Source organism: Micromonospora sp. IBHARD003 (assembly GCF_056106285.1).
The window spans coordinates 4,693,236-4,711,377 of the sequence record NZ_JBWBBX010000001.1 but is presented as its reverse complement, the minus strand read 5'-3'; the positions used below and the strand labels follow the sequence as shown (position 1 = coordinate 4,711,377).

15 protein-coding genes, 1 tRNA gene and 2 pseudogenes are annotated in these 18,142 nt (G+C 69.9%); 9 read left to right on the top strand and 9 right to left on the bottom strand.

Features of this window, described 5'->3' with window-relative positions; genetic code table 11:
• Positions 1 to 203: 203 nt before the first annotated feature.
• Positions 204 to 1,667 carry an MFS transporter gene (locus ACTWOL_RS20990; protein ID WP_474298298.1) on the top strand — a complete coding sequence of 488 codons (1,464 nt, stop codon included), beginning with the start codon at positions 204 to 206 and terminating at the stop codon, positions 1,665 to 1,667.
• 138 nt (positions 1,668 to 1,805) lie between these two features.
• Here the strand turns inward: ACTWOL_RS20990 and ACTWOL_RS20985 are convergent, their stop codons facing one another.
• The 4 genes from ACTWOL_RS20985 to ACTWOL_RS20970 all read right to left on the bottom strand — a co-directional run bounded on the left by ACTWOL_RS20985 (position 1,806) and on the right by ACTWOL_RS20970 (position 8,724).
• Positions 1,806 to 2,996: an acetyl-CoA C-acetyltransferase gene (locus ACTWOL_RS20985; RefSeq protein WP_474298297.1), complete on the bottom strand. Its 1,191-nt coding sequence runs from the start codon at positions 2,994 to 2,996 to the stop codon at positions 1,806 to 1,808.
• Positions 2,997 to 3,194: 198 nt separating this feature from the next.
• On the bottom strand, positions 3,195 to 4,886 hold the full coding sequence (locus tag ACTWOL_RS20980; RefSeq protein ID WP_474298296.1) for a SulP family inorganic anion transporter: 1,692 nt from the start codon (positions 4,884 to 4,886) through the stop codon (positions 3,195 to 3,197).
• Between the two features lie 72 nt (positions 4,887 to 4,958).
• A complete protein-coding gene (locus ACTWOL_RS20975) occupies positions 4,959 to 7,679 on the bottom strand; it encodes a cation-translocating P-type ATPase (protein ID WP_474298295.1) in 2,721 nt (906 codons plus the stop codon).
• Between the two features lie 67 nt (positions 7,680 to 7,746).
• Positions 7,747 to 8,724, bottom strand: a complete 978-nt coding sequence (locus tag ACTWOL_RS20970; RefSeq protein ID WP_474298294.1) for a polyphosphate kinase 2 family protein — start codon at positions 8,722 to 8,724, stop codon at positions 7,747 to 7,749.
• Between the two features lie 117 nt (positions 8,725 to 8,841).
• Here ACTWOL_RS20970 and ACTWOL_RS20965 point away from each other — a divergent pair, with 117 nt between their 5' ends.
• Together ACTWOL_RS20965 and ACTWOL_RS20960 are read left to right on the top strand one after the other, a co-directional pair.
• Entirely contained in the window at positions 8,842 to 9,192 is a 351-nt protein-coding gene (locus ACTWOL_RS20965; RefSeq protein ID WP_474301334.1) for a hypothetical protein, read from the top strand.
• Positions 9,116 to 10,054: a bestrophin-like domain gene (locus tag ACTWOL_RS20960; RefSeq protein WP_474298293.1), complete on the top strand. Its 939-nt coding sequence runs from the start codon at positions 9,116 to 9,118 to the stop codon at positions 10,052 to 10,054. Before ACTWOL_RS20965 ends, ACTWOL_RS20960 begins: the two co-directional genes overlap by 77 nt.
• Positions 10,055 to 10,391: 337 nt before the next feature.
• On the opposite strand, the gene ACTWOL_RS20955 is transcribed toward ACTWOL_RS20960, so the two are convergent.
• On the bottom strand, positions 10,392 to 11,021 hold the full coding sequence (locus ACTWOL_RS20955; RefSeq protein WP_474293396.1) for a winged helix-turn-helix transcriptional regulator: 630 nt from the start codon (positions 11,019 to 11,021) through the stop codon (positions 10,392 to 10,394).
• Positions 11,022 to 11,101: 80 nt separating this feature from the next.
• On the opposite strand from ACTWOL_RS20955, the gene ACTWOL_RS20950 reads away from it, so the two are divergent.
• From ACTWOL_RS20950 to ACTWOL_RS20940, 3 genes and pseudogenes are all read left to right on the top strand, one after another.
• Entirely contained in the window at positions 11,102 to 11,854 is a 753-nt protein-coding gene (locus ACTWOL_RS20950) for an MBL fold metallo-hydrolase (protein WP_327387315.1), read from the top strand.
• A 23-nt stretch (positions 11,855 to 11,877) separates the two neighbouring features.
• Positions 11,878 to 12,045, top strand: a pseudogene (locus tag ACTWOL_RS20945) (NAD(P)H-binding protein); the annotation flags it as partial.
• Between the two features lie 70 nt (positions 12,046 to 12,115).
• The gene (locus ACTWOL_RS20940) at positions 12,116 to 12,328 is read left to right on the top strand and encodes a nuclear transport factor 2 family protein (protein WP_474301333.1); all 213 of its coding nucleotides are present in this window, start codon (positions 12,116 to 12,118) and stop codon (positions 12,326 to 12,328) included.
• A 124-nt stretch (positions 12,329 to 12,452) separates the two neighbouring features.
• Here ACTWOL_RS20940 and ACTWOL_RS20935 read toward each other — a convergent pair.
• Positions 12,453 to 13,022, bottom strand: a pseudogene (locus tag ACTWOL_RS20935) (PhoX family protein); the annotation flags it as partial.
• A 7-nt stretch (positions 13,023 to 13,029) separates the two neighbouring features.
• Between ACTWOL_RS20935 and ACTWOL_RS20930 the strand changes: the two are divergent.
• The 3 genes from ACTWOL_RS20930 (at position 13,030) to ACTWOL_RS20920 (ending at position 14,966) form a co-directional block, all read left to right on the top strand.
• Positions 13,030 to 13,299 (top strand): NAD(P)-dependent oxidoreductase, encoded by a 270-nt coding sequence (locus ACTWOL_RS20930; protein WP_474301214.1) that lies wholly within the window; start codon positions 13,030 to 13,032, stop codon positions 13,297 to 13,299.
• 57 nt (positions 13,300 to 13,356) lie between these two features.
• Positions 13,357 to 14,558 (top strand): IS3 family transposase gene (locus ACTWOL_RS20925; RefSeq protein WP_474294256.1). Its coding sequence is split into 2 segments (ribosomal slippage): positions 13,357 to 13,648 and positions 13,648 to 14,558, totalling 1,203 coding nucleotides; the frame shifts between segments, so codons are not numbered across the junction.
• A gap of 3 nt (positions 14,559 to 14,561) precedes the next feature.
• The gene (locus ACTWOL_RS20920) at positions 14,562 to 14,966 is read left to right on the top strand and encodes a tyrosine-type recombinase/integrase (protein ID WP_474298292.1); all 405 of its coding nucleotides are present in this window, start codon (positions 14,562 to 14,564) and stop codon (positions 14,964 to 14,966) included.
• Between the two features lie 84 nt (positions 14,967 to 15,050).
• On the opposite strand, the gene ACTWOL_RS20915 is transcribed toward ACTWOL_RS20920, so the two are convergent.
• The 3 genes from ACTWOL_RS20915 to ACTWOL_RS20905 all read right to left on the bottom strand — a co-directional run bounded on the left by ACTWOL_RS20915 (position 15,051) and on the right by ACTWOL_RS20905 (position 18,071).
• A tRNA-Thr gene (locus tag ACTWOL_RS20915) sits at positions 15,051 to 15,124 on the bottom strand.
• A gap of 99 nt (positions 15,125 to 15,223) precedes the next feature.
• Positions 15,224 to 16,777 (bottom strand): alpha/beta hydrolase, encoded by a 1,554-nt coding sequence (locus ACTWOL_RS20910; RefSeq protein ID WP_474298291.1) that lies wholly within the window; start codon positions 16,775 to 16,777, stop codon positions 15,224 to 15,226.
• Positions 16,778 to 16,865: 88 nt separating this feature from the next.
• The gene (locus ACTWOL_RS20905; protein WP_474298290.1) at positions 16,866 to 18,071 is read right to left on the bottom strand and encodes a DNA polymerase III subunit delta'; all 1,206 of its coding nucleotides are present in this window, start codon (positions 18,069 to 18,071) and stop codon (positions 16,866 to 16,868) included.
• Between the last annotated feature and the right edge of the window lie 71 nt (positions 18,072 to 18,142).

Here is an 18,142-nt window from a genome sequence, read left to right as displayed (position 1 = left end):
TGGCCTGCCGCAAGAGCGATCGCAAGGCGTGACACGAAGTGTTGGGACGCAGGTCGAGTGATAGTCGTCACACAAGTCGATCACGCACTTCGGCCCGTCACCAACGCCGCACGTGCACACTTGCATCGGCCCAACCGCCCTTCTGCATTGTCTAGTTGGACCTGAGCGAGTTCGACGACGCACACGACCCGAGGGGATCCGGCATGTCCGACGAGTCGGCCTTACGCAAACGCAATCCGGAGGAGGTCATACCGGCCCGCGTCCTGGCGCTGTGCAGCGGCGCGAGCTTTATGGCGTTCCTCGATCTCTCGATCATCAGCATCGCCTTTCCGGACATTCTCGGTGAGTTCCCGGACACGCCACTCAACACCATGACGTGGATCCTCAGCGGCTACGCGGTCATGCTGGCGGCCGTACTCACCCCCGCCGGCCGGGTCGCGGACAGCGTCGGCCGGCGGACCGTCTTCCTCTGGTCGCTGGCCGCCTTCACGGTCGCTTCGCTCGTCTGCGCCGTGGCACCGTCGGTGTGGTGGCTCGTCGCCGCCCGGTTCGTCCAGGGCGCCGCAGCCGGAGGCATGGTCCCCGCCGCACTCGGCCTGATCCTGTCGACGACACCGCGGGAACGTATCGCCCGAGCGGTCGGCACCTGGTCGGCGGTGGCGGGATTCTCGGCCGTCATCGGACCGGCGGCAGGCGGACTGCTCCTGCGTGCCTTCGGCTGGCGTTCGGTGTTCTACGTCAACCTGCCGTTGTGCGGTGCGCTGTTGATCGCCTCCCTGGTGATGCTGCCGAGGCAGTCGCGCGGCACGGGCGACCGGCTGCCGGACGCCGTGGGCAGTATCGCGCTCGCCCTGGGCATCGCCGGGGTGGTGAGCGCACTCACCGAGGGGGACACCTGGGGCTGGGGCGATGTGCGCACGATCGGGCTGGGTGCGGTCGGGCTCGCGCTCATCGTGGTGACCGTGCTGCGTTCGCGTACGCACCGGGCTCCGGCCCTCGAGACCTCGGTCTGGCGCAGTCCCGTCTTCAGGACCGCGAACCTCGGCCTCGGCATGCTCAACATGACGATGTTCGCGTGGATGCTGGCCGCCCCGCTGTTCGCCGCCGAGATCTGGCACTGGTCGGTCCTGGAAACGGCCGGAGCCCTGAGCATCGGCGCCGTCTCCTCGATGATCGGCTCCCTGTCGGCCGGAAGGCTCACCCGGCCGGCGACCCAGGTGAAGGTCGCGGCGCTGGGCTCGCTGTCCTTCGCGGGCAGCAACGCCATCTGGGCGTCAAGCCTGTTCGGATCCACACCGAACTTCTGGGGCGGCTGGCTGCCGGCCGCGATGCTCGGCGGTGGCGGGCTCGGCCTCGCGATCACCTGTCTGTCGGCGCTGGCGGCGCGAACCGTGCCACCGCTCAAGTTCGCGGGCGGTCTCGGTATGACTCTGACGGTACGTCAGGTCGGGGGCGCGGTAGGCGTCGCCGGACTCGCCTCGATCATGGCGTCGAACGCGGTCCCCGGCAGCGTCTCGTCCTTCCACCACGTCTATGCCGTCGCGATGGCCGTCAACATCGCGTGCGCACTCGTCTTGTGCACGATGCTCCCAGCGCTGCGGCCGTCGCCCGCGCCCGACACCGGCGCGGCGCGAGCACCTCAGGACCGCGTCACGCCAAGTCCCTGACCTGCGAACGCGGTTGACGTCAGTCTTCTGACAGCGTCGTGGTCCCTCGCGTACGGCAGGTCCGTACGCGAGGGACCACGAAGGACTTCCGTCCGTTCCTCGATCCGCGAGGTCCGCGTCCGCTTCTCCGTCCGGCGGTCAGGCCGCCGGTACGCGGATCAGCAGAGCGTCGCCCTGTCCGCCGCCGCCGCACAGCGCGGCCGCGCCGAGACCGCCACCGCGGCGGCGCAGCTCATAGGCCAGATGCACGATGAGCCGGGCCCCGGAGGCGCCGATCGGGTGGCCGAGGGCGATCGCGCCGCCGTCGACGTTCACGATGTCCGGGCTGATGCCCAGCTGCTCGGTGGAGACGATGCCGACCGCGGAGAACGCCTCGTTGATCTCCACCAGGTCCAGATCGCCCGGCTCCAGCTTGGCCTTGGCCAGCGCCGCCCTGATCGCGTTCGACGGCTGCTCGTGGAGGCTTCCGTCGGGCCCGGCCACCACGCCGTGTGCGCCGATCTCGGCGATCCACGACAGGCCCAGCTCCTGGGCCTTGGCCTTGCTCGCCACCACCACCGCCGCGGCCCCGTCGGAGATCTGCGACGCCGTCCCGGCCGTGATGGTGCCGTCCGGGCTGTACACGGGACGCAGCTTCGACAGGACCTCGACCGTGGTGTCGGGACGCACGCCCTCGTCGGTGTCGAACACCACCGGGTCGCCCTTGCGCTGCGGGATCGTCACCGGGACGATCTCCTCGGCGAACCGCCCGGCGGCCGCGGCAGCGGCCGCCCTCTGGTGCGAGGCGGCGGCGAAGGCGTCCTGCTTCTCGCGGGTCACACCCGCGTAGCGGCTGTTGTACTTCTCGGTCGAAACGCCCATGCCCAGCTGGTCGAACGGGCAGAACAGACCGTCGTGCACCATGTGGTCGACCAGCGGTACGTCACCGGCCTTGAAGCCGGCCCGCGACTTGCCCAGCAGATGCGGCGCCTGCGTCATGGACTCCTGACCGCCCGCCACCACCAGGTCGAACTCACCGGCCCTGATCAGCTGGTCGGCCAGCGCGATCGAGTCCACCCCGGAGAGACACACCTTGTTGACGGTCAGCGCCGGGACGCTCATCGGGATGCCGGCTGCCACCGCGGCCTGGCGCGCCGGAATCTGCCCGGCACCCGCCGTGAGCACCTGGCCCATGATCGTGTACTCCACCAGCTCGGGCGCCACCCCCGCCCGCTCCAGAGCCGCCTTGATCGCGATGCCCCCCAGCTGGGCTCCGGAGAAGTCCTTGAGAGCCCCGAGTAAGCGACCGGTGGGGGTGCGGGCCCCTGCCAGGATGACGGATCCGGACACGACGTCCTCCGTAGGTAGAAGTGTTGTCCACAACATGCCTACCGTACCGACGAGTTGGGATACCGAAACGCGGCGTTCGGCTGTGTGAGCGACGGCACAGCACCCCACTGGCGGCCTTCTCGCGGGGACGCGTCGCACTGGGGCCGGGCCCTGGAGCACCGGCTCGCGCGTCGGATTCCCCGGTTCCGGCACGGACGTTCACTCGTCGTGCCCGCCCCCGTTCCCGTGCTCCCGGCTCCAGGCGCGGTACGCGGCCACCGCCGTGGGCAGGGTGGGGAAGATCCGGTCCTCCCCCACGGCCCGGGTGATTCCGTAGGCGTCCAGTTGGTCGCGCAGATCCTGTTTGACGCGTGCCATGGCGAACTCGATGCCGCGCCCGTTCAGATCCCGTCGCAGAGCGTCCAGCGAGTCCAGGGCGGTGATGTCCACCTCGACGTTGGCCTCGGTATTGAGGACGAACCATCTGACGGGCCCTTCCTGCTCGGCCACCGCGGCCAGGGCCCGCCGCCGGAAGTCGTCGGCGTTGGCGAAGAACAGCGGGGAGTCGTAGCGGTAGACCACCAGCCCGGGGACGACCCGCGCCTGTGGATAGTCGTCGACGTCGTGCATGCCGGCCATGCCCGGCACCACCCCCTGGACGGCGTCGTGCGGCCGCGCCACCCTGCTCAGCAGCTCGACGACCGACAGTCCCACGGCCACGATCACCCCGTAGAGGATGTCCAGGGCGAGGACCCCGGCGAGACAGCCGATCGCCAGCAGCAGTTCCCTGTGCCGGAAGGAGGCGAGCCGCCGGAATCCCCCGAGGTCGATCATCCGCACCGCGGCGTAGACGACGAGTGCGCCCAGGACGGCCGTAGGGGTGCTGGTGAGCAGCGGGCTGAGGAAGAGCAGCACGGCCACGACGGTGGCCCCCGCGGTGAGCGCGTACGCCTGGGTGTGGCCGCCGGCCGACTGGGCGAGCGCGGTGCGGCTGGCGCTGCTGCTCACCGGGAATCCCTGCATCACGCCCGCGCCGAGGTTCGCGGCGCCCAGGGCGAGGAGTTCCTGATTGGCGTCCAGGCGTGGTCCGTCGTCGGTGGCGAAGGCGCGGGCGGTGAGGATGAAGTCGGTGTAGCCGACGAACAGCACACCGACCGCGGGCAGCAGCAGTTGGGGCAACGCCTTCAGGTCCGGCAGTTCGACGGCCGGCACCCCGGCCGGGATCTCGCCGATCACGGCGATGCCGCGGTTCTCCAGGCCGAACAGGGCCACCGCCGCCGTTCCGAGGACCACCAGCAGCAGCGGGCCCGGAACGATTCGGGGCTGCCGGGCCATCGCGAACAGGAAGACCACGCTCGCCACGCTGAGCACCACCGTGGCCGGATGGATCTCGGGGAGGTTCCGCACGAAGGACCACAAGGTGGGGAAGAATCCGGTGCCCTCCGTCGGGACGCCGGTGAGTTTGGTCAGCTGGTCCACGATCATGATCAGCGCCACGCCCGCCAGGTAGCCGATCAGGACGGGGCGCGAGAGCAGGTCGGCGATGAAGCCGAGCCGCAGCGCCCAGGCGACGAGGGCCATCAGTCCGACGGCGACGGCGAGGGCGGAGGCCAGGACGGCGTAGCGCACGGGGTCTCCCGCGGCAAGCGGCCCCACCACGGTGGCGGTCATGAGCGCGGTCGTCGACTCGGGCCCGACCGACAGCATCCGCGACGAACCGAGGACGGCGTACAGCGCGATCGCGGGAAGAATCGCCCACAGCCCCACGACGGGCGGCAGTCCGGCGACGCTCGCGTAGGCCATGACCTGCGGCACGAGGTAGGCCGCGACGGTGATCCCGGCCACGAGGTCGCCGCGCAGCCAGCCGCGCCGGTACCCCTTGAGCAGCGCGAGGCCCGGTGCGGCGGGCACGGCCCGGCGCCACCTCCCCGCGGACGTCCCGGTCGGCTCGGGCATTGGCTCCCGCCCTTTCGCCGGCGCCCCTCAGCCGCCGGCCCTCGACCGGCGGGCGACGAACTTGCCCAGTTCCCACAGCACCAGGAGCACCAGGGCGGACAGCAGGGCCCAGCCGAACTGTCGCAGGCCGATCTCGGTGGTGCCGAGGATGCGCTGGAAGCCGTCCATCTGCGTCACCAGCACCGCGAGCACGAACTGGGCCAGTGCCACCCAGTTCATCTGCTTGCTGTCGAACGTGTCCGGCGTCAGGACCGAATCCGTTTCGCTGCGGCACTCGAACGCGGCCACGATCAGACAGAGCGAGAAGGCCGTGAACGCCATCGAGTTGCCGAGCCCGGCACTGCCGTACCGCCACTGTCCGAGACCGATGAGCCCGAGCAGGACGACGGTGATCGCAAGCCCCGCGAGTCCTACGGTGACGATGACGGATCGCGTGAGCACCGACTCGCCCCGGGGACGCGGTCTGCGCCGCATGAGCCCCGGGCTCTCCTGGTCGAAGCCGAGCGCGAAGCCGAACGAGGCGTTGACGACGAAGTGGATCCACAGCACCTGCGGCGGGCTGAAGGGTTCGCCGGCCGCGATGTTGAAGATGGTGGCCCCGAGGAAGGTCAGGACGAATGTGACGAGGAGCAGGAGGACGAACCGGATGTACTTGGTGAGGTTGTCGTAGATCTTCCGGCCCTGTTCCACGGCGTAGACGATGGTGGCGAAGTTGTCGTCGGACAGGATCATGCGCCCGGCGTTCTTCGCCACGTCGGTGCCGCTGCCCATGGCGATGCCGATGTCCGCGGACTTGATGGCGGGGGCGTCGTTGACGCCGTCGCCGGTCATCGCCACGACGTTGCCCTTCTTCTTCAGCGTGGCGGCCAGGAGCACCTTGTGCTCGGGTGCGACCCGCCCGACGACGCCGATGTCGTCGATGCGGGCGAGCTGTTCGTCCTCCGGCAGGGCGGCGAAGTCCGCGCCGAGGACTGCCTCACCGGGAATGCCGAGCTGCCGGGCGATGGCGGCACCGGTGGTGACGTCGTCCCCGGTGACCATGCGGACCCGGATGTGGGCCGCCTGGGCGCTCGCCACCGCGGCCTTGGACTCGTCGCGCGGGGGGTCGACCATGGCGACCAGGCTGGTCATCCGCAGACCGGCGACGAGGGCGAGCAGGTCGCCGTCCGGGTCGAAGGCGGCGGGGTCCAGGTCACGGGTCGCCGCGGCCATGACCCGGCGCCCTTCGCTGCCCATCCGTTCGGTCTCCTCCTCGGCACGCCGGCTCAGTCCGGTGTCCCAGGAGACGGTCTCGCCCGCGGCGAGCGCGGTGGTGGCCCGGGCCATCACCGCCGGAGCCGCGCCCTTGACGAAGCAGCGCACCACGGGCCGGCCCGACCCGTCGACGGCCGAGTGGAAGGTGGCCATGAGCTTGTACGTCGGATCGAACGGCAGCGTGGCGAGCCGGGGCAGCACCTCCCGTGTGGCGTCGATGTCCAGTCCCGCCTTGTGGCCGAGGACGAGGAAAGCACCCTCGGTGGGATCGCCCACCACCCGGCCGTCCACGAGCCGCGCGTCGCTGGCCATCACGTACGGCAGGATGGCGTCCTCGATGCCGGCGGACCGGCCTGCCGCGTGGTGGACCTTCCCTTCGAGGCCGTAGCCGGTGCCCGAGACGGTGTACCGGTCGGTGGGACTCACCACCTCGACGACGGTCATCTCATTCATCGTCAGGGTGCCGGTCTTGTCGGAGTTGACCGCCGAGGTGAATGCCAGCGTCTCCACCGACGGGAGTTCCTTCACGATGGCGTTGCGCCTGGCCAGGTTGAGGCTGCCGACCGAGAGGATCGCCTGGGTCACCGTCGGCAGCGCCTCGGGGATGGCGGCGATGGCCAGGGAGACCGCGCTGACGAAGAGGAGGTCCCAGGCCTGACCGCGACTGCGCCCCAGCGTGAACATCACGATCATCGTGAGGCCGGCCGCGGCGGTGATCCACAGCGTCAGAGTGTTGAGCTGCCGGGTGAGCGGCGGCTCCTCCTTCTCGGTGGTCGACAGCATCCCGGAGATCTTGCCGAGTTCCGTGCCCATTCCGGTCCCGGTGACGACGAGCAGGCCGCTGCCGTGCGTGACCGGGGTGTCCATGAACGCCATGTTCGTCCGGTCCCCCGGCGGCAACTCGCCGTCGGGCAGCGTCCCGGCGTCCTTCGCGGCGGGCACGCTCTCGCCGGTGAGCGCCGACTCGTCGATCTGCAGGGAGCTCGCCTCGATGATGCGTCCGTCGGCGGGGACCTGGTCCCCCGCGGCAATGAGCACGGTGTCGCCTACGACGAGCCGTTCTGCGGGAATCTCCGACTCGGTCCCGTCCCGTCTGACCCGGGCCGTCGCCTTCATCATCGACTTCAGCGCGTTCATGGCGCTCTCGGCCTTGCCTTCCTGCCGGAGGCCGACGACCGCGTTCAGCAGAGTCAGCAGGACGAGCAGGATCGCCGTGCTCCACTCCCGGATGACGAGGGAGACGATGGCGGCGGCGACGAGGACGATCTGCATATAGCTGCGGTACTGGGCCAGGAAGCGCCGCCAGGCCGGCGGCGGCTTCTCCTCCGGCAGCGCGTTGGGGCCGTTCGCGGCCAGGAGTTCGGCCGCCCGCGCCGCGGAGAGACCCACCGCGGGATCCGCCCCGAGGGCCGACGCGGTGTCCTGCGGGGAACGCGCGTACCAGTGCGCAGGGACCCCCGGTTGCCGCCCCGCCGGATTCGACTGCACCGCCATGGTCCTGCCTCCGATCGGGGATCGGTCCGCTCCCCTGCGCCGGGTTCCGGGGGTGCCTTGCGGACCCCTAGGAACCTCCGGACTTCTTGCCCCCGGCCTTTCCGGTCCCGCCGTGCCGGACCGCGTACGGATCCGCGGGGGCCCCTGCGGGCGCCTCGTCCTCCAGTTCCCGCTTGGCGATGAGCAGGTCCTTCCGGGCTTCGTCGCCCACCGTCGGATACTGGGGGTCGATGTCGATCAGCGTGTGGGCGAGCACCGCCGCCGTGCAGATGCGCGCGAACCACTTGCGGTCCGCCGGTACGACGTACCAGGGCGCCCAGGGCGTACTGGTCGCGGACAGCATCTCGGAGAAGGCGACCTGGTAGTCGTCCCACCTGCGGCGTTCCCTGACGTCCGACGCCGAGAACTTCCAGTTCTTCTCCGGCAGGTCGATCCGCTTCATGAAGCGGACACGCTGCTCCTCCTTGGAGAGGTTCAGGAAGATCTTCACGATCCTGAACCCGTTGTCGGTGAGGTAGCGCTCCCAGTCGTTGATCTCCCGGTAGCGGCGGTCCCAGATCTCCTCTCCCCGTACGGCGCCCGGCAGTCTCTGCCGGTCGAGGATCTCCGGATGGACCCGTACGACGAGGACCTCCTCGTAGTGCGAACGGTTGAAGATCGCGATATCGCCGCGCGCGGGCAGCCTGTGGGCGTAGCGCCACAGGTAGTCGTGATCGAGTTCCTCGGCGGAGGGCACCTTGAAGCTGCTGACCTTCACCCCCTGCGGGTTCACTCCGCTCATGACGTGGCGGATCGTCCCGTCCTTGCCCCCGGCGTCGAGCGCCTGGAGGCACAGCAGCACTCCGTAGGTGTCCTGGGCGGCCAGCCGTTCCTGGTACTCGGCGAGCAGGGCCACGCCGGTGCGCAGCAGCTCGACACCTTGCTTCTTCTTCAGGCGGGCTTTGTAGCGGGGATCGAAGTCCTCGCCCAGGTTCACGCGGGATCCCGGCTTCACGCGCAGGGGAGCGATGAGCTGCGCGATGCGTTCGGCCCTGGTTTCCGTCACGGCAGACCTCCCTTCCGTGCGGTCCGTCGCTCGCGACGGCTCCCGGTCGCGCCACAAGAGAGGCGCGGCGTTCCCGGGGCGTCGACGCCTCCGGGCCACACCACGCACAGATCCCGGATGACGAGTCCCGAGAACGCGATCACCGGGGTGACCATGCGGGGGGAGTACGGGCAGGACGGGAAAGCGGAGCACGGACAGGACGGGAAAGCCGGCGACGATGATCAGCCCGGCGATGATCAGCCCGACGATGACGATGCCGTCGGCTCACGGGACATCGCGTCCTCCCTCACGACCATCGTGCACCCGGAGCGCCCCAGGGGCCACACAGAGGCCGCGCAGTGTGACGACCGGGACCGCACCGCGCACACCGAGGTGCGCCCGAAACGCACGGGTGGCGAGCCGGCGTTCCGGCGCACCACCCACTTGGGGCCCCGCAACCGGCGGGCCCCAAGTGTCCGTGATCAATAACGCGTCTGAACCCAGAGGATCGAGAGGATCGAGAGGCTGGCGGCATCTCCTTCTCGTGATTCGACGTACTGGAGTGCGGAGCAGGGAGCCCCTCCGGCTGAGAGGCCCAGGAAACCGGCCCGTGGTCCGGAATGGACTCCAGCTGCAGTTGTGCCGGCGCAGCGCGACATCGGGCAAGCTTGAGACATTGTATGGAGTCTTCCAGGGGTACGACCCTAAAAGCACTTCCGAACAGGCCTTCTACAGCGCGTCGGTGGAGCGACTGAACGATGTGACCGCACAGAGCAGAACCCGCATCCTGGCCGCGACGCAACAATTGCCCAATCTCCTGCAGGTCCTCACCTACGGGGGAGCGGTGGTCGTAATACTGGTCACCCTGCTCTACGGGGTGCAGAACCTCAAGGTGCAGCTACTTTTCGTAGGGTCGATCGCGTTGCTGGTAGGCCCTGAGCCTCACCCTCGTCCTCGTCCTCGACCACCCCTTCGCCGGCGAAGTGAGTGCGACTCCGAATCCGTTCATGGAAGGTCAGCTGAGGAAATACTGGGGCAGGTGACGGGGCGAGGTCCGGCGAGAGAGCTACCGACTCATCGCCACTCCGTACCCCGCAGCCGATACTGCCGGGGCCGCTGCTCGACATCTAGCCTCTGCTTGACATCCGTAGGGGCGTCAATGCCCTCCCGAATCGTTCCTCCAAGGCCTCGAGCGGGAATTGCTCCACAGGAGACGCTCGACCTCGACGGCCATGTGCGCGTTATCGCCCGCTCTGGCGCGGGGCGCCCCGGCAGCACGGGGCGTCCCGTCGGGAACCGTGGCCGAGCCGGGGCGCGTCCCTTACCGGGACCCGTGGAAGGGACGCCATGAGCATCAACGCACCCCGCCCGGCCGGGCGGTCGCCGTACGGCGGGCCGCGGCCCGCGGGCGAGCCGCCGCGGCCGTACACACCGCTGTGGCGACGGCTGCGTGAGGACGAATGGCCGCCGCTGGGTGAGGTGTTGCGCGGGCGTCGGGAGCAGATCGCCCCCGGGGTGGTGCTGGTGCTCTTGTCTTACCGGGAGCCTCACCCGACCCCGCGCTCTACCCCGATACGCGCCCTCAGCTGCCCAAAGCCAGTTGGAAAGCGCTCAATTAATGGACCGTTTTTGAGACCGGCGCAGACTCGGTAGAGCTTGAGGTCGCAGGCCCGCGAGCGGTCGGTCGTTCAGCGGGGCAGGATGCGCATTACTGCCTCGTGTTCGCCGCTGAGCCGCAGGCCTTGCTGTGCTGCGGCGCTCAGATCGAGGTCGCCGAGCAGGGTCGCAGCCAGCAGGTGCGGCGGTCCGGTCAGTGACGCGGTGGGGTGGTCGACCCGGCCGGCGTGTGTGTGCACCGAGCCGTCCTTGACTTCGATGACCAGGTCTTCGTTGCCGTCGGCGTGCAGTTGCAGGGCGATTGCCGGCTGGTCGGGGCGGTGGTCGGTCAGTGCCCGGGCGGGCATGTCCAGCCAGTGGGTGCGGAAGGTGTCGTTGCCGCCCGGCTCACGCAACAGCGGCACGCCCCACCGGCTCAGTTCCTGCAGCACCGGCTCCAGCGCGCGGCCACGCTCGGTGAGGGAGAACAGGGTGGTGGCCACCGGCGGCGGGGCGGCCTCGCGGTGGATCAGGCCGGCTTCCTCGAGTTCGCGGAGCCGGTCGACCAGCAGGTTGCTGGCGATCCCGGGCAGCCCGTTGCGCAGGTCGGTGTGTCGGCAAGGACCCAGGGCGAGCAGTTCGCGGACGATCAGCAGGGTCCATCGGTCGCCGATGGTGTCCAGTGCTTTCGCGATGCCGCAGTACTGCCCGTAGGTGCGCATGCCACCACCCTACATCGTGGGTTGAGATTCAAAACTCTCTTGTTGACTTTCTCAACAACGTCGGTCTAGCGTCGCTGCCCATGACCCCCACCCTTTCCGTGCGTCGGCTGGCCTGGGCCGGCGTCGAGATCCGTCTCGGCGACACCCGCCTGCTGATCGACCCGCTCGAGAACGTCGCTCCGCTGGCGCCGGTGATGGGGCCGCCGCACCGGCCGGTCGACCCGGTCGATACCCCGCCCGGCACCCACGCCCTCATCACCCACCTGCACCCCGACCACTACGACCACGACCTGATCGCCCGGATCGCGGCCACCGGCACGATCGGCTGCCACACCCCGAGCGCGGCGGCGCTGCACGAGGTGGGCATCACCCCCGTCGCCCAGGACCTGGGCCAGTCACGCCGCATCGGAGAGCTGACCGTCACCCCGGTGACCTCGCTGGACTGGCGCGGCAACGACTGTGACCAGGTCGCCTGGGTCGTCGAAGGCGCCGGCCGGCGGGTCATCCACTGCGGCGACACCCAGTGGCACGGCAGCTGGTGGCAGATCGCCCGCGACCACGGCCCGTTCGACGTCGCGTTCGTCCCGGTCAACGGTGTCATCGCCCACTTCGAGGGCTACGCGGCCAACGTCCCGGCGACCATGACCCCCGAGCAGGGCGTCGAGGCCGCCGTCGCACTCGGCGCCGGCACCGTCTGCGCCATGCACTACGGCCTGTTCCACAACCCGCCGTTCTACACCGAACAACCCGACATCGAGCAGCGCTTCCAGCACGCCGCCGACGAGCGCGGCATCACCGCGGCCATCATCGCCGACGGCCAGCCCGTCCTCTGACCATCAGAAACAAGCAGCAACACATGAAGATCGTCCTGTTCGGTGCCAGCGGCAACATCGGCCGGCCCGCCACCGAGGAACTACTGCGTCGCGGCCACACCGTCACCGCGGTCACCCGAGCCGGCCACATCGACGGACTCGAGCACAAGGCCCTGACCGTGACCACCGGTGACGTCACAGACGCCGCCGCGGTCGCCGGCCTCGCCGCCTCCCACGACGCCGTACTGTCGGCCGTCGGCCCCCGGATCGGCCAGGATCAACATGCACTTCGACGTGGAGGGCGACCGGGCGACCGGCATCGGCTACATGTGGTTCGTCGCCGTCACCGCACCCGGGAGCACGTCCTCCCCCTACGCCATGGGCGGCCCCTACGAATGGGAGTTTGGCCGGGGGGAGGACGGCCGGCAGCTGGTCCGCCACAAGCTCGGCGTCTGGTGGACCGACGGCGAGGACACCCAGGAGACCTTCGCGTAGAAGGCGGAGACCAGGTCCGCGCTTGAGGGGCCGACAGCTCCCCCACGGGCCCGGCGGGGGCGCCTGGGGCCCGTGGGGGTTCACAGTGGTCTTCGCCGGTCGGGCGGAACCACCGGTCGGCGGATCAGACGCCGATGTCGCACCCGTCCTTGCGGTACACGGCGACGACCGCCGGGCGCACGATCTTGCCCGATCCGTCCGGCCACACCGACGCGGGCTTCTCGACGCTCGCGCCGTCGACCTCGCCCGGGTGCTGAACGGCGACGATGACACGGCGGTCCTGGACGATCGGACCACAGGTCTCGGCGCCCTTCGGCACGGTGAGGAACTGCTTCAGCTCACCGCGGCGCTCGCCCCGGGTGGCCACGCCGAACAGGCCGTCGTGCGAGCCGAGCTGGTTGCCGTCGGTGGAGATCCACAGGTTGCCGTGCGGGTCGAAGGCCACGTTGTCGGGGCACGAGATCGGGCTGACCTGGTCCTTCGGGTAGCCCGCGAAGTAGGTGGCCGGGTCGTCGGGGTCACCGGCGACCAGGAACAGGCGCCAGGCGAAACCGTCGCCCGCCGGGTCGTCCCAGTGCTCGGCGAGCTCCAGGATCTGACCGTGCTTGTTGAGGTTGCGCGGGTTCGCCTCGTCCGCGCCCGCCTTGCCCGGCTTGCCGCGATCGGTGTTGTTGGTGAGCGCGATGTAGACCCGCGCCACGATCCTCGGTGCCGCCCGTGCGCTGATCGACGGACTCCGCCGAGCCGGTGTCACCCGCCTGGTCACCATCGGCGGTGCCGGTAGCCTACGCACGCCGACCGGCGCCCGGGTCATGGACGACCCGGACTTCCCCGCGCTGTGGAAGGCCAACGCCGAGGCCCAGTCCGAAGCGCTCGACCTCTACCGCGGCGTGCACGACCTCGACTGGACGTACGTGTCGCCCGCCGCAGTCATCAGAGCGGGCGAGCGGACCGGTGCCTACGGGCCTTGACCCTTGATCCTGGACACACGAGACACTGGATCCTGAGGATCTGAGAACGGACATCTCGTGGTCATGAAGAACTATCCGCCGCAGTTCAAGGCGGACGCGGTCGCGCTGTACGAGTCGCGGCCCGAGGCGACGATCAGGCAGGTCGCCGCCGATTTGGGGATCAGCCCCGAGACCCTGCGGAACTGGGTCCGAGCGGCCGGTGCGAGCCGGCCCCGGGGGCGGCGGGCGGAGGCGCCCGCCGAGCCGCCCACACCGCTGGAGGCGGAGAACGCCGCTCTGCGCAAGAAGGTCCGTGAGCTGGAGGAAGAGCGCGAGATCCTGCGGAAGGCGGCGAAGTATTTCGCCGGGGAGACGCGCTGGTGAACCGCTTCCAGTTCGTCGCCGACCATCAGCGCCGTTACGGCGTGAAGCGGCTGTGCACCATCCTGGGCATCGCCCGCTCCAGCTTCTACTACTGGCGCCGCACCGCCGCGGATCGGGCCGCCCGGCAGGCAGCCGACGCCCGCCTCGCCGCCCGGATACGGGCCGTGTACCGCGAGTCGGATGGCACCTATGGCGTTCCCAGGATCACGGCCGAGCTCCGCGAGGCGGGCGAGCGCGTCAACCACAAGCGGATCGCGCGGCTGATGCGGGCCGCCGGTCTGGCGGGCGTGCGCTTGCGCCGCAGGCACCGCACCACGGTCGCGGACCCGGCCGCGGCGAAGGCCCCGGATCTCATCGGCCGCGACTTCACAGCAAGCGAGCCGAACACGAAGTACGTCGGCGACATCACCTATCTCCCGCTGGAAGGCGGGAAGTTCCTCTACCTGGCCACCGTCATCGACCTCGCCTCACGCCGCCTGGCCGGCTGGGCGATCGCGGACCACATGCGCACCGGCCTCGTCATCGACGCCCTGGCCGCCGCCGAACGCACCCGCGGCAGCCTCTCCGGGGCGGTCATGCACACCGATCACGGCGCCCAGTACACCAGCCGGGCCTTCGCCGACGCCTGCCGCCAAGCCGGCGTCCGCCAGTCCATGAGCGCGATCGGCAGCTCGGCGGACAACGCGCTCGCCGAGTCCTTCAACGCGACGTTCAAACGCGAGGCTCTTCAGGGCCGAAAGCACTGGTCCAGCGAACGCGAAGCCCGTCTCGACGCGTTCCGCTGGCTCAACCGCTACAACACCCGACGCCGTCATTCCCACCTCGGACAACGGAGTCCCATCGCCTACGAGACAGCACTCGACACAACATCAACTACCCTGGCCCAAGCCGCATAGCCCGTGTCCAAGATTCTGGGTCAAGGCCCCCTGGCGCCCATCCCACCGCCGCTCGTGCCGATCCTGAGGGCTCACCGCAAGGCGCAGTTGCAGGAGCGCCTCGCGGCCGGCCAGCTCTGGGAGGAGCACGACCTTGTGTTCTGCCAGGAGAACGGCCGCCCGATCGATCCGCGGATGGATTGGGAGGAGTGGAAGGACATCCTCGAAGCGGCCGGGATCCGGGACGCTCGGGTGCACGATGGCCGGCACACCGCGGGCACCCTGCTGATCGAGTCCGGAGTGAGCCCGCGCGTGGTCATGGAGATCCTCGGGCACTCGTCGATGCGAATGACGCAGCGGTACACACACGTTGGGTCGGTACTCGCGAACGATGCAGCGAAGCGGATGGGGGATGCCCTATGGGGGTGAGCATCCGTTCTATCGCAACGGGAACTGCAACGGGCCCCAAAACGAACCAGCGGCTTCCCAAGGGAAACCGCTGGTCACAAGGTGAGCCGCCTTCGGGATTCGAACCCGAGACCTACGCATTACGAGTGCGTTGCTCTGGCCATCTGAGCTAAGGCGGCAAGCTGCCGACATCACCGTCCCGGCAGGGATCAGGCTCGCATCAGCAGCGGCGCCAAGTCTACAGGGTTAATCCGGGTGTCCCGACCAGGCCCCGGTGATCACCGGCAGCGCTTGTTCGGCGGGGGCGGGGTGCCCTCCAGGAGGTAGGTGTTGACCGCCGTGTCGACGCAGTCGCTGCCACGGCCGTACGCCGTGTGACCGTCGCCGTCGTAGGTGAGGAGCCTTCCTGAGGAGAGCTGGCCGGAGAGGGCCTCGGCCCACTTGTACGGGGTGGCCGGGTCGCGGGTCGTGCCCACGACCAGGATCGGTGCGGCTCCTCGGGCCTCGATGCGGTGGGGGGTGCCGGTTGCGTGGGTGGGCCAGTAGGCGCAGTTCAGGGACGCCCAGGCGAAACCCTCGCCGAAGACCGGGGATGCCTTCTCGAAGTCGGCGACCGAGTCCGAGACCTCGGAGGGGGAAGCGAAGGCGGGGGGTGCGTCGAGGCAGTTCACCGCCGCGTTGGCGTACATCAGGTTCGCGTAGTTCCCGTTGGGCTCCCGCTCGTAGTAGGAGTCGGCCAGCGCCAGCAGCCCCGAGCCGTTACCGTCCATCGCCTGGCGCAGGCCCGCACGCAGCTGGGGCCACGCGGACTCGTCGTACATCGCGGCGATCACCCCGGTCGTGGCCAGGGACTCCGTGAGCTTGCGGCCCTCACCGGTCGGGACGGGCTTGGCGTCGACGGTGCCGAAGAAGGCCTTCAGCCGTGTCGCCGCGTCCGCGGCGGTCGTGGTGCCCAGCGGGCAGTCCGTGTGCTTGACGCAGTCCGCCGCGAACGACTGGAACGCGGTTTCGAAGCCCGCCGTCTGGTCGCGGTTGAGCTCGCGGGCGGAGATCGAGGGATCCATGGCCCCGTCCAGGACGAGCCGCCCGACCCGGTTGGGGAAAAGCTCGGCGTACGTCGCGCCCAGGAAGGTCCCGTAGGAGGCGCCGACGTACGACAGCTTCTCGTCGCCCAGCACGGCTCGCAGGATGTCCATGTCACGAGCCGCTTCCACGGTCGAGACATGGGGCAGGACCGAGGCGGACCGCTTCTCGCAGCCGGCGGCGAAGCGCTGGTACTGCGTACGCAGCCTGGCGATCTCGGTCTGGTCGTCGGGGGTCTGGTCGGTCTGCGTGTAGGTGTCCATCTGCTTGTCGTCGAGGCACTCGACGGGCTCGCTGCGTGCCACGCCGCGCGGGTCGATGGCGACCATGTCGTACCGGGCGCGCACCGGGGCCGGGTAACCGATGCCGGCGTACCCCTGGAGGTAGTCGACGGCCGAGCCGCCCGGCCCGCCCGGGTTGACCAGCAGCGAACCGATCCGCTTGCCCGGTCCCGTCGCCTTCACCCGGGCCACGGCGAGCTTGACCGAGGCCCCGTTCGGCTTCGAGTAGTCCAGGGGGGCCTTGAGCGTGGCGCACTCGAAACGGGGGACACCGCAGTCCCGCCAGCTGAGCCGCTGTGAGTAGTACGGCTTCAGATCGGCTGCCGGGGCCGCCGCCGCCGGCGTCCCGGACCTCTCGGACGCCCCCAGAGGGAGAACGCTGCCGCTGCAGCCCGAGAGGAACAATCCGGCTGCTGCGGCGTACGCGATGACGGAGGACCGGAAAGGAAGGCGGTGCCTGATGTCCATTCTGGGAGCCTAGCCGCCGATCGGGGGTTCGTACCCGTTCACGCCCGTTCAGGCCTGTTTGAGTGATTGCAGCGGCAGCCCGTGCTGGTCAGCCCGCGCGCAGCGCCATCGTCATCGCCTCCACGGCGAGCAGCGGAGCCACGTTGGCGTCGAGTGCCTCACGGCAGGCAAGGACCGCTTCTATCCGCCGCAGGGTCCGCTCCGGGCTCGAACTCCGGGCGACTCTGTCGAGCGCGTCTTTCACGTCCTCGTTCGCGACGGCCAGCCGGGAACCCAGCTGCAGTGCGAGCACATCGCGGTAGAAGCCGGTCAGGTCGGTGAGGGCGAGATCGAGGCTGTCCCGCTGGGTGCGGGTCCTGCGGCGCTTCTGCCGGTCCTCGAGCTCCTTGATCGCCCCCGCGGTGCCGCGCGGCATACGTCCGCCCGCCACCGCACCCAGTGCCGTCTTGAGGTCCTCGGTCTCCTTGGCGTCGATCTCATCGGAGACCTGCTTGGCGTCCTCCGTCGCCGAGTCGACCAGCTCCTGTGCGGCCTTGAGGCAGCCACCGATGTCCTCGACGCGCAGCGGGAGCTTGAGGACGGTGGCGCGGCGGGCCCGGGCGCGCTCGTCCGTGGCGAGCCGGCGGGCCCGGTCGATGTGGCCCTGTGTGGCCCGTGCGGCAGCCGTCGCCACCTCGGGCTCGATGCCGTCGCGTCGCATGAGGACGTCCGCCACGGCCGCGACGGCCGGGGTGCGCAGCGTGAGGTGGCGGCAGCGGGAGCGGATCGTGGGCAGCACGTCCTCCAGCGACGGTGCACAGAGCAGCCAGACCGTGCGCGGCGCGGGCTCCTCGACGGCCTTCAGCAGGACGTTGCCCGCGCCCTCGGTGAGACGGTCGGCGTCCTCCAGGACGATGACCTGCCAGCGGCCGACGGCGGGCGACAGCTGGGCGCGGCGCACCAGGGCCCTGGTCTCCTTCACACCGATGGAGAGCAGATCGGTGCGCACCACCTCGACGTCCGCGTGCGTACCGACCAGGCTGGTGTGGCAGCCGTCGCAGAAGCCGCATCCCGGCGCCCCGCCCAGCGCACGGTCCGGACTGGTGCACTGGAGCGCGGCGGCGAAGGCTCGTGCCGCGGTGGCGCGGCCGGAGCCGGGCGGGCCGGTGAAGAGCCAGGCGTGGGTCATCTTGGACGCCTCGGGCGGCTGCTCGCCCGCTGCGTCCGCCGTGACGAGCGCGTCGGCGTCCCGGGCAGCGGCGGCGAGCTGCTCCTGGACGCGCTCCTGCCCGACCAGGTCGTCCCAAACGGCCATGAAGCCGTCACCGCCCTTCCGGCGTCGTACGAGGTCCTGCCGCGGTTTTCCGCGGATTCCCATTGTGGTGC

What these genes read in the sequence shown, in the direction of transcription:
- ACTWOL_RS20950 (WP_327387315.1), top strand. Translation starts at nt 11,102, where the DNA reads ATGACCCCCACCCTTTCCGTGCGTCGGCTGGCCTGGGCCGGCGTCGAG.
- ACTWOL_RS20965 (WP_474301334.1), top strand. Translation starts at nt 8,842, where the DNA reads ATGACGAGTCCCGAGAACGCGATCACCGGGGTGACCATGCGGGGGGAG.
- ACTWOL_RS20990 (WP_474298298.1), top strand. Translation starts at nt 204, where the DNA reads ATGTCCGACGAGTCGGCCTTACGCAAACGCAATCCGGAGGAGGTCATA.
- ACTWOL_RS20905 (WP_474298290.1), bottom strand. Translation starts at nt 18,071, where the DNA reads ATGGCCGTTTGGGACGACCTGGTCGGGCAGGAGCGCGTCCAGGAGCAG.
- ACTWOL_RS20910 (WP_474298291.1), bottom strand. Translation starts at nt 16,777, where the DNA reads ATGGACATCAGGCACCGCCTTCCTTTCCGGTCCTCCGTCATCGCGTAC.
- ACTWOL_RS20955 (WP_474293396.1), bottom strand. Translation starts at nt 11,021, where the DNA reads ATGCGCACCTACGGGCAGTACTGCGGCATCGCGAAAGCACTGGACACC.
- ACTWOL_RS20940 (WP_474301333.1), top strand. Translation starts at nt 12,116, where the DNA reads ATGCACTTCGACGTGGAGGGCGACCGGGCGACCGGCATCGGCTACATG.
- ACTWOL_RS20975 (WP_474298295.1), bottom strand. Translation starts at nt 7,679, where the DNA reads ATGGCGGTGCAGTCGAATCCGGCGGGGCGGCAACCGGGGGTCCCTGCG.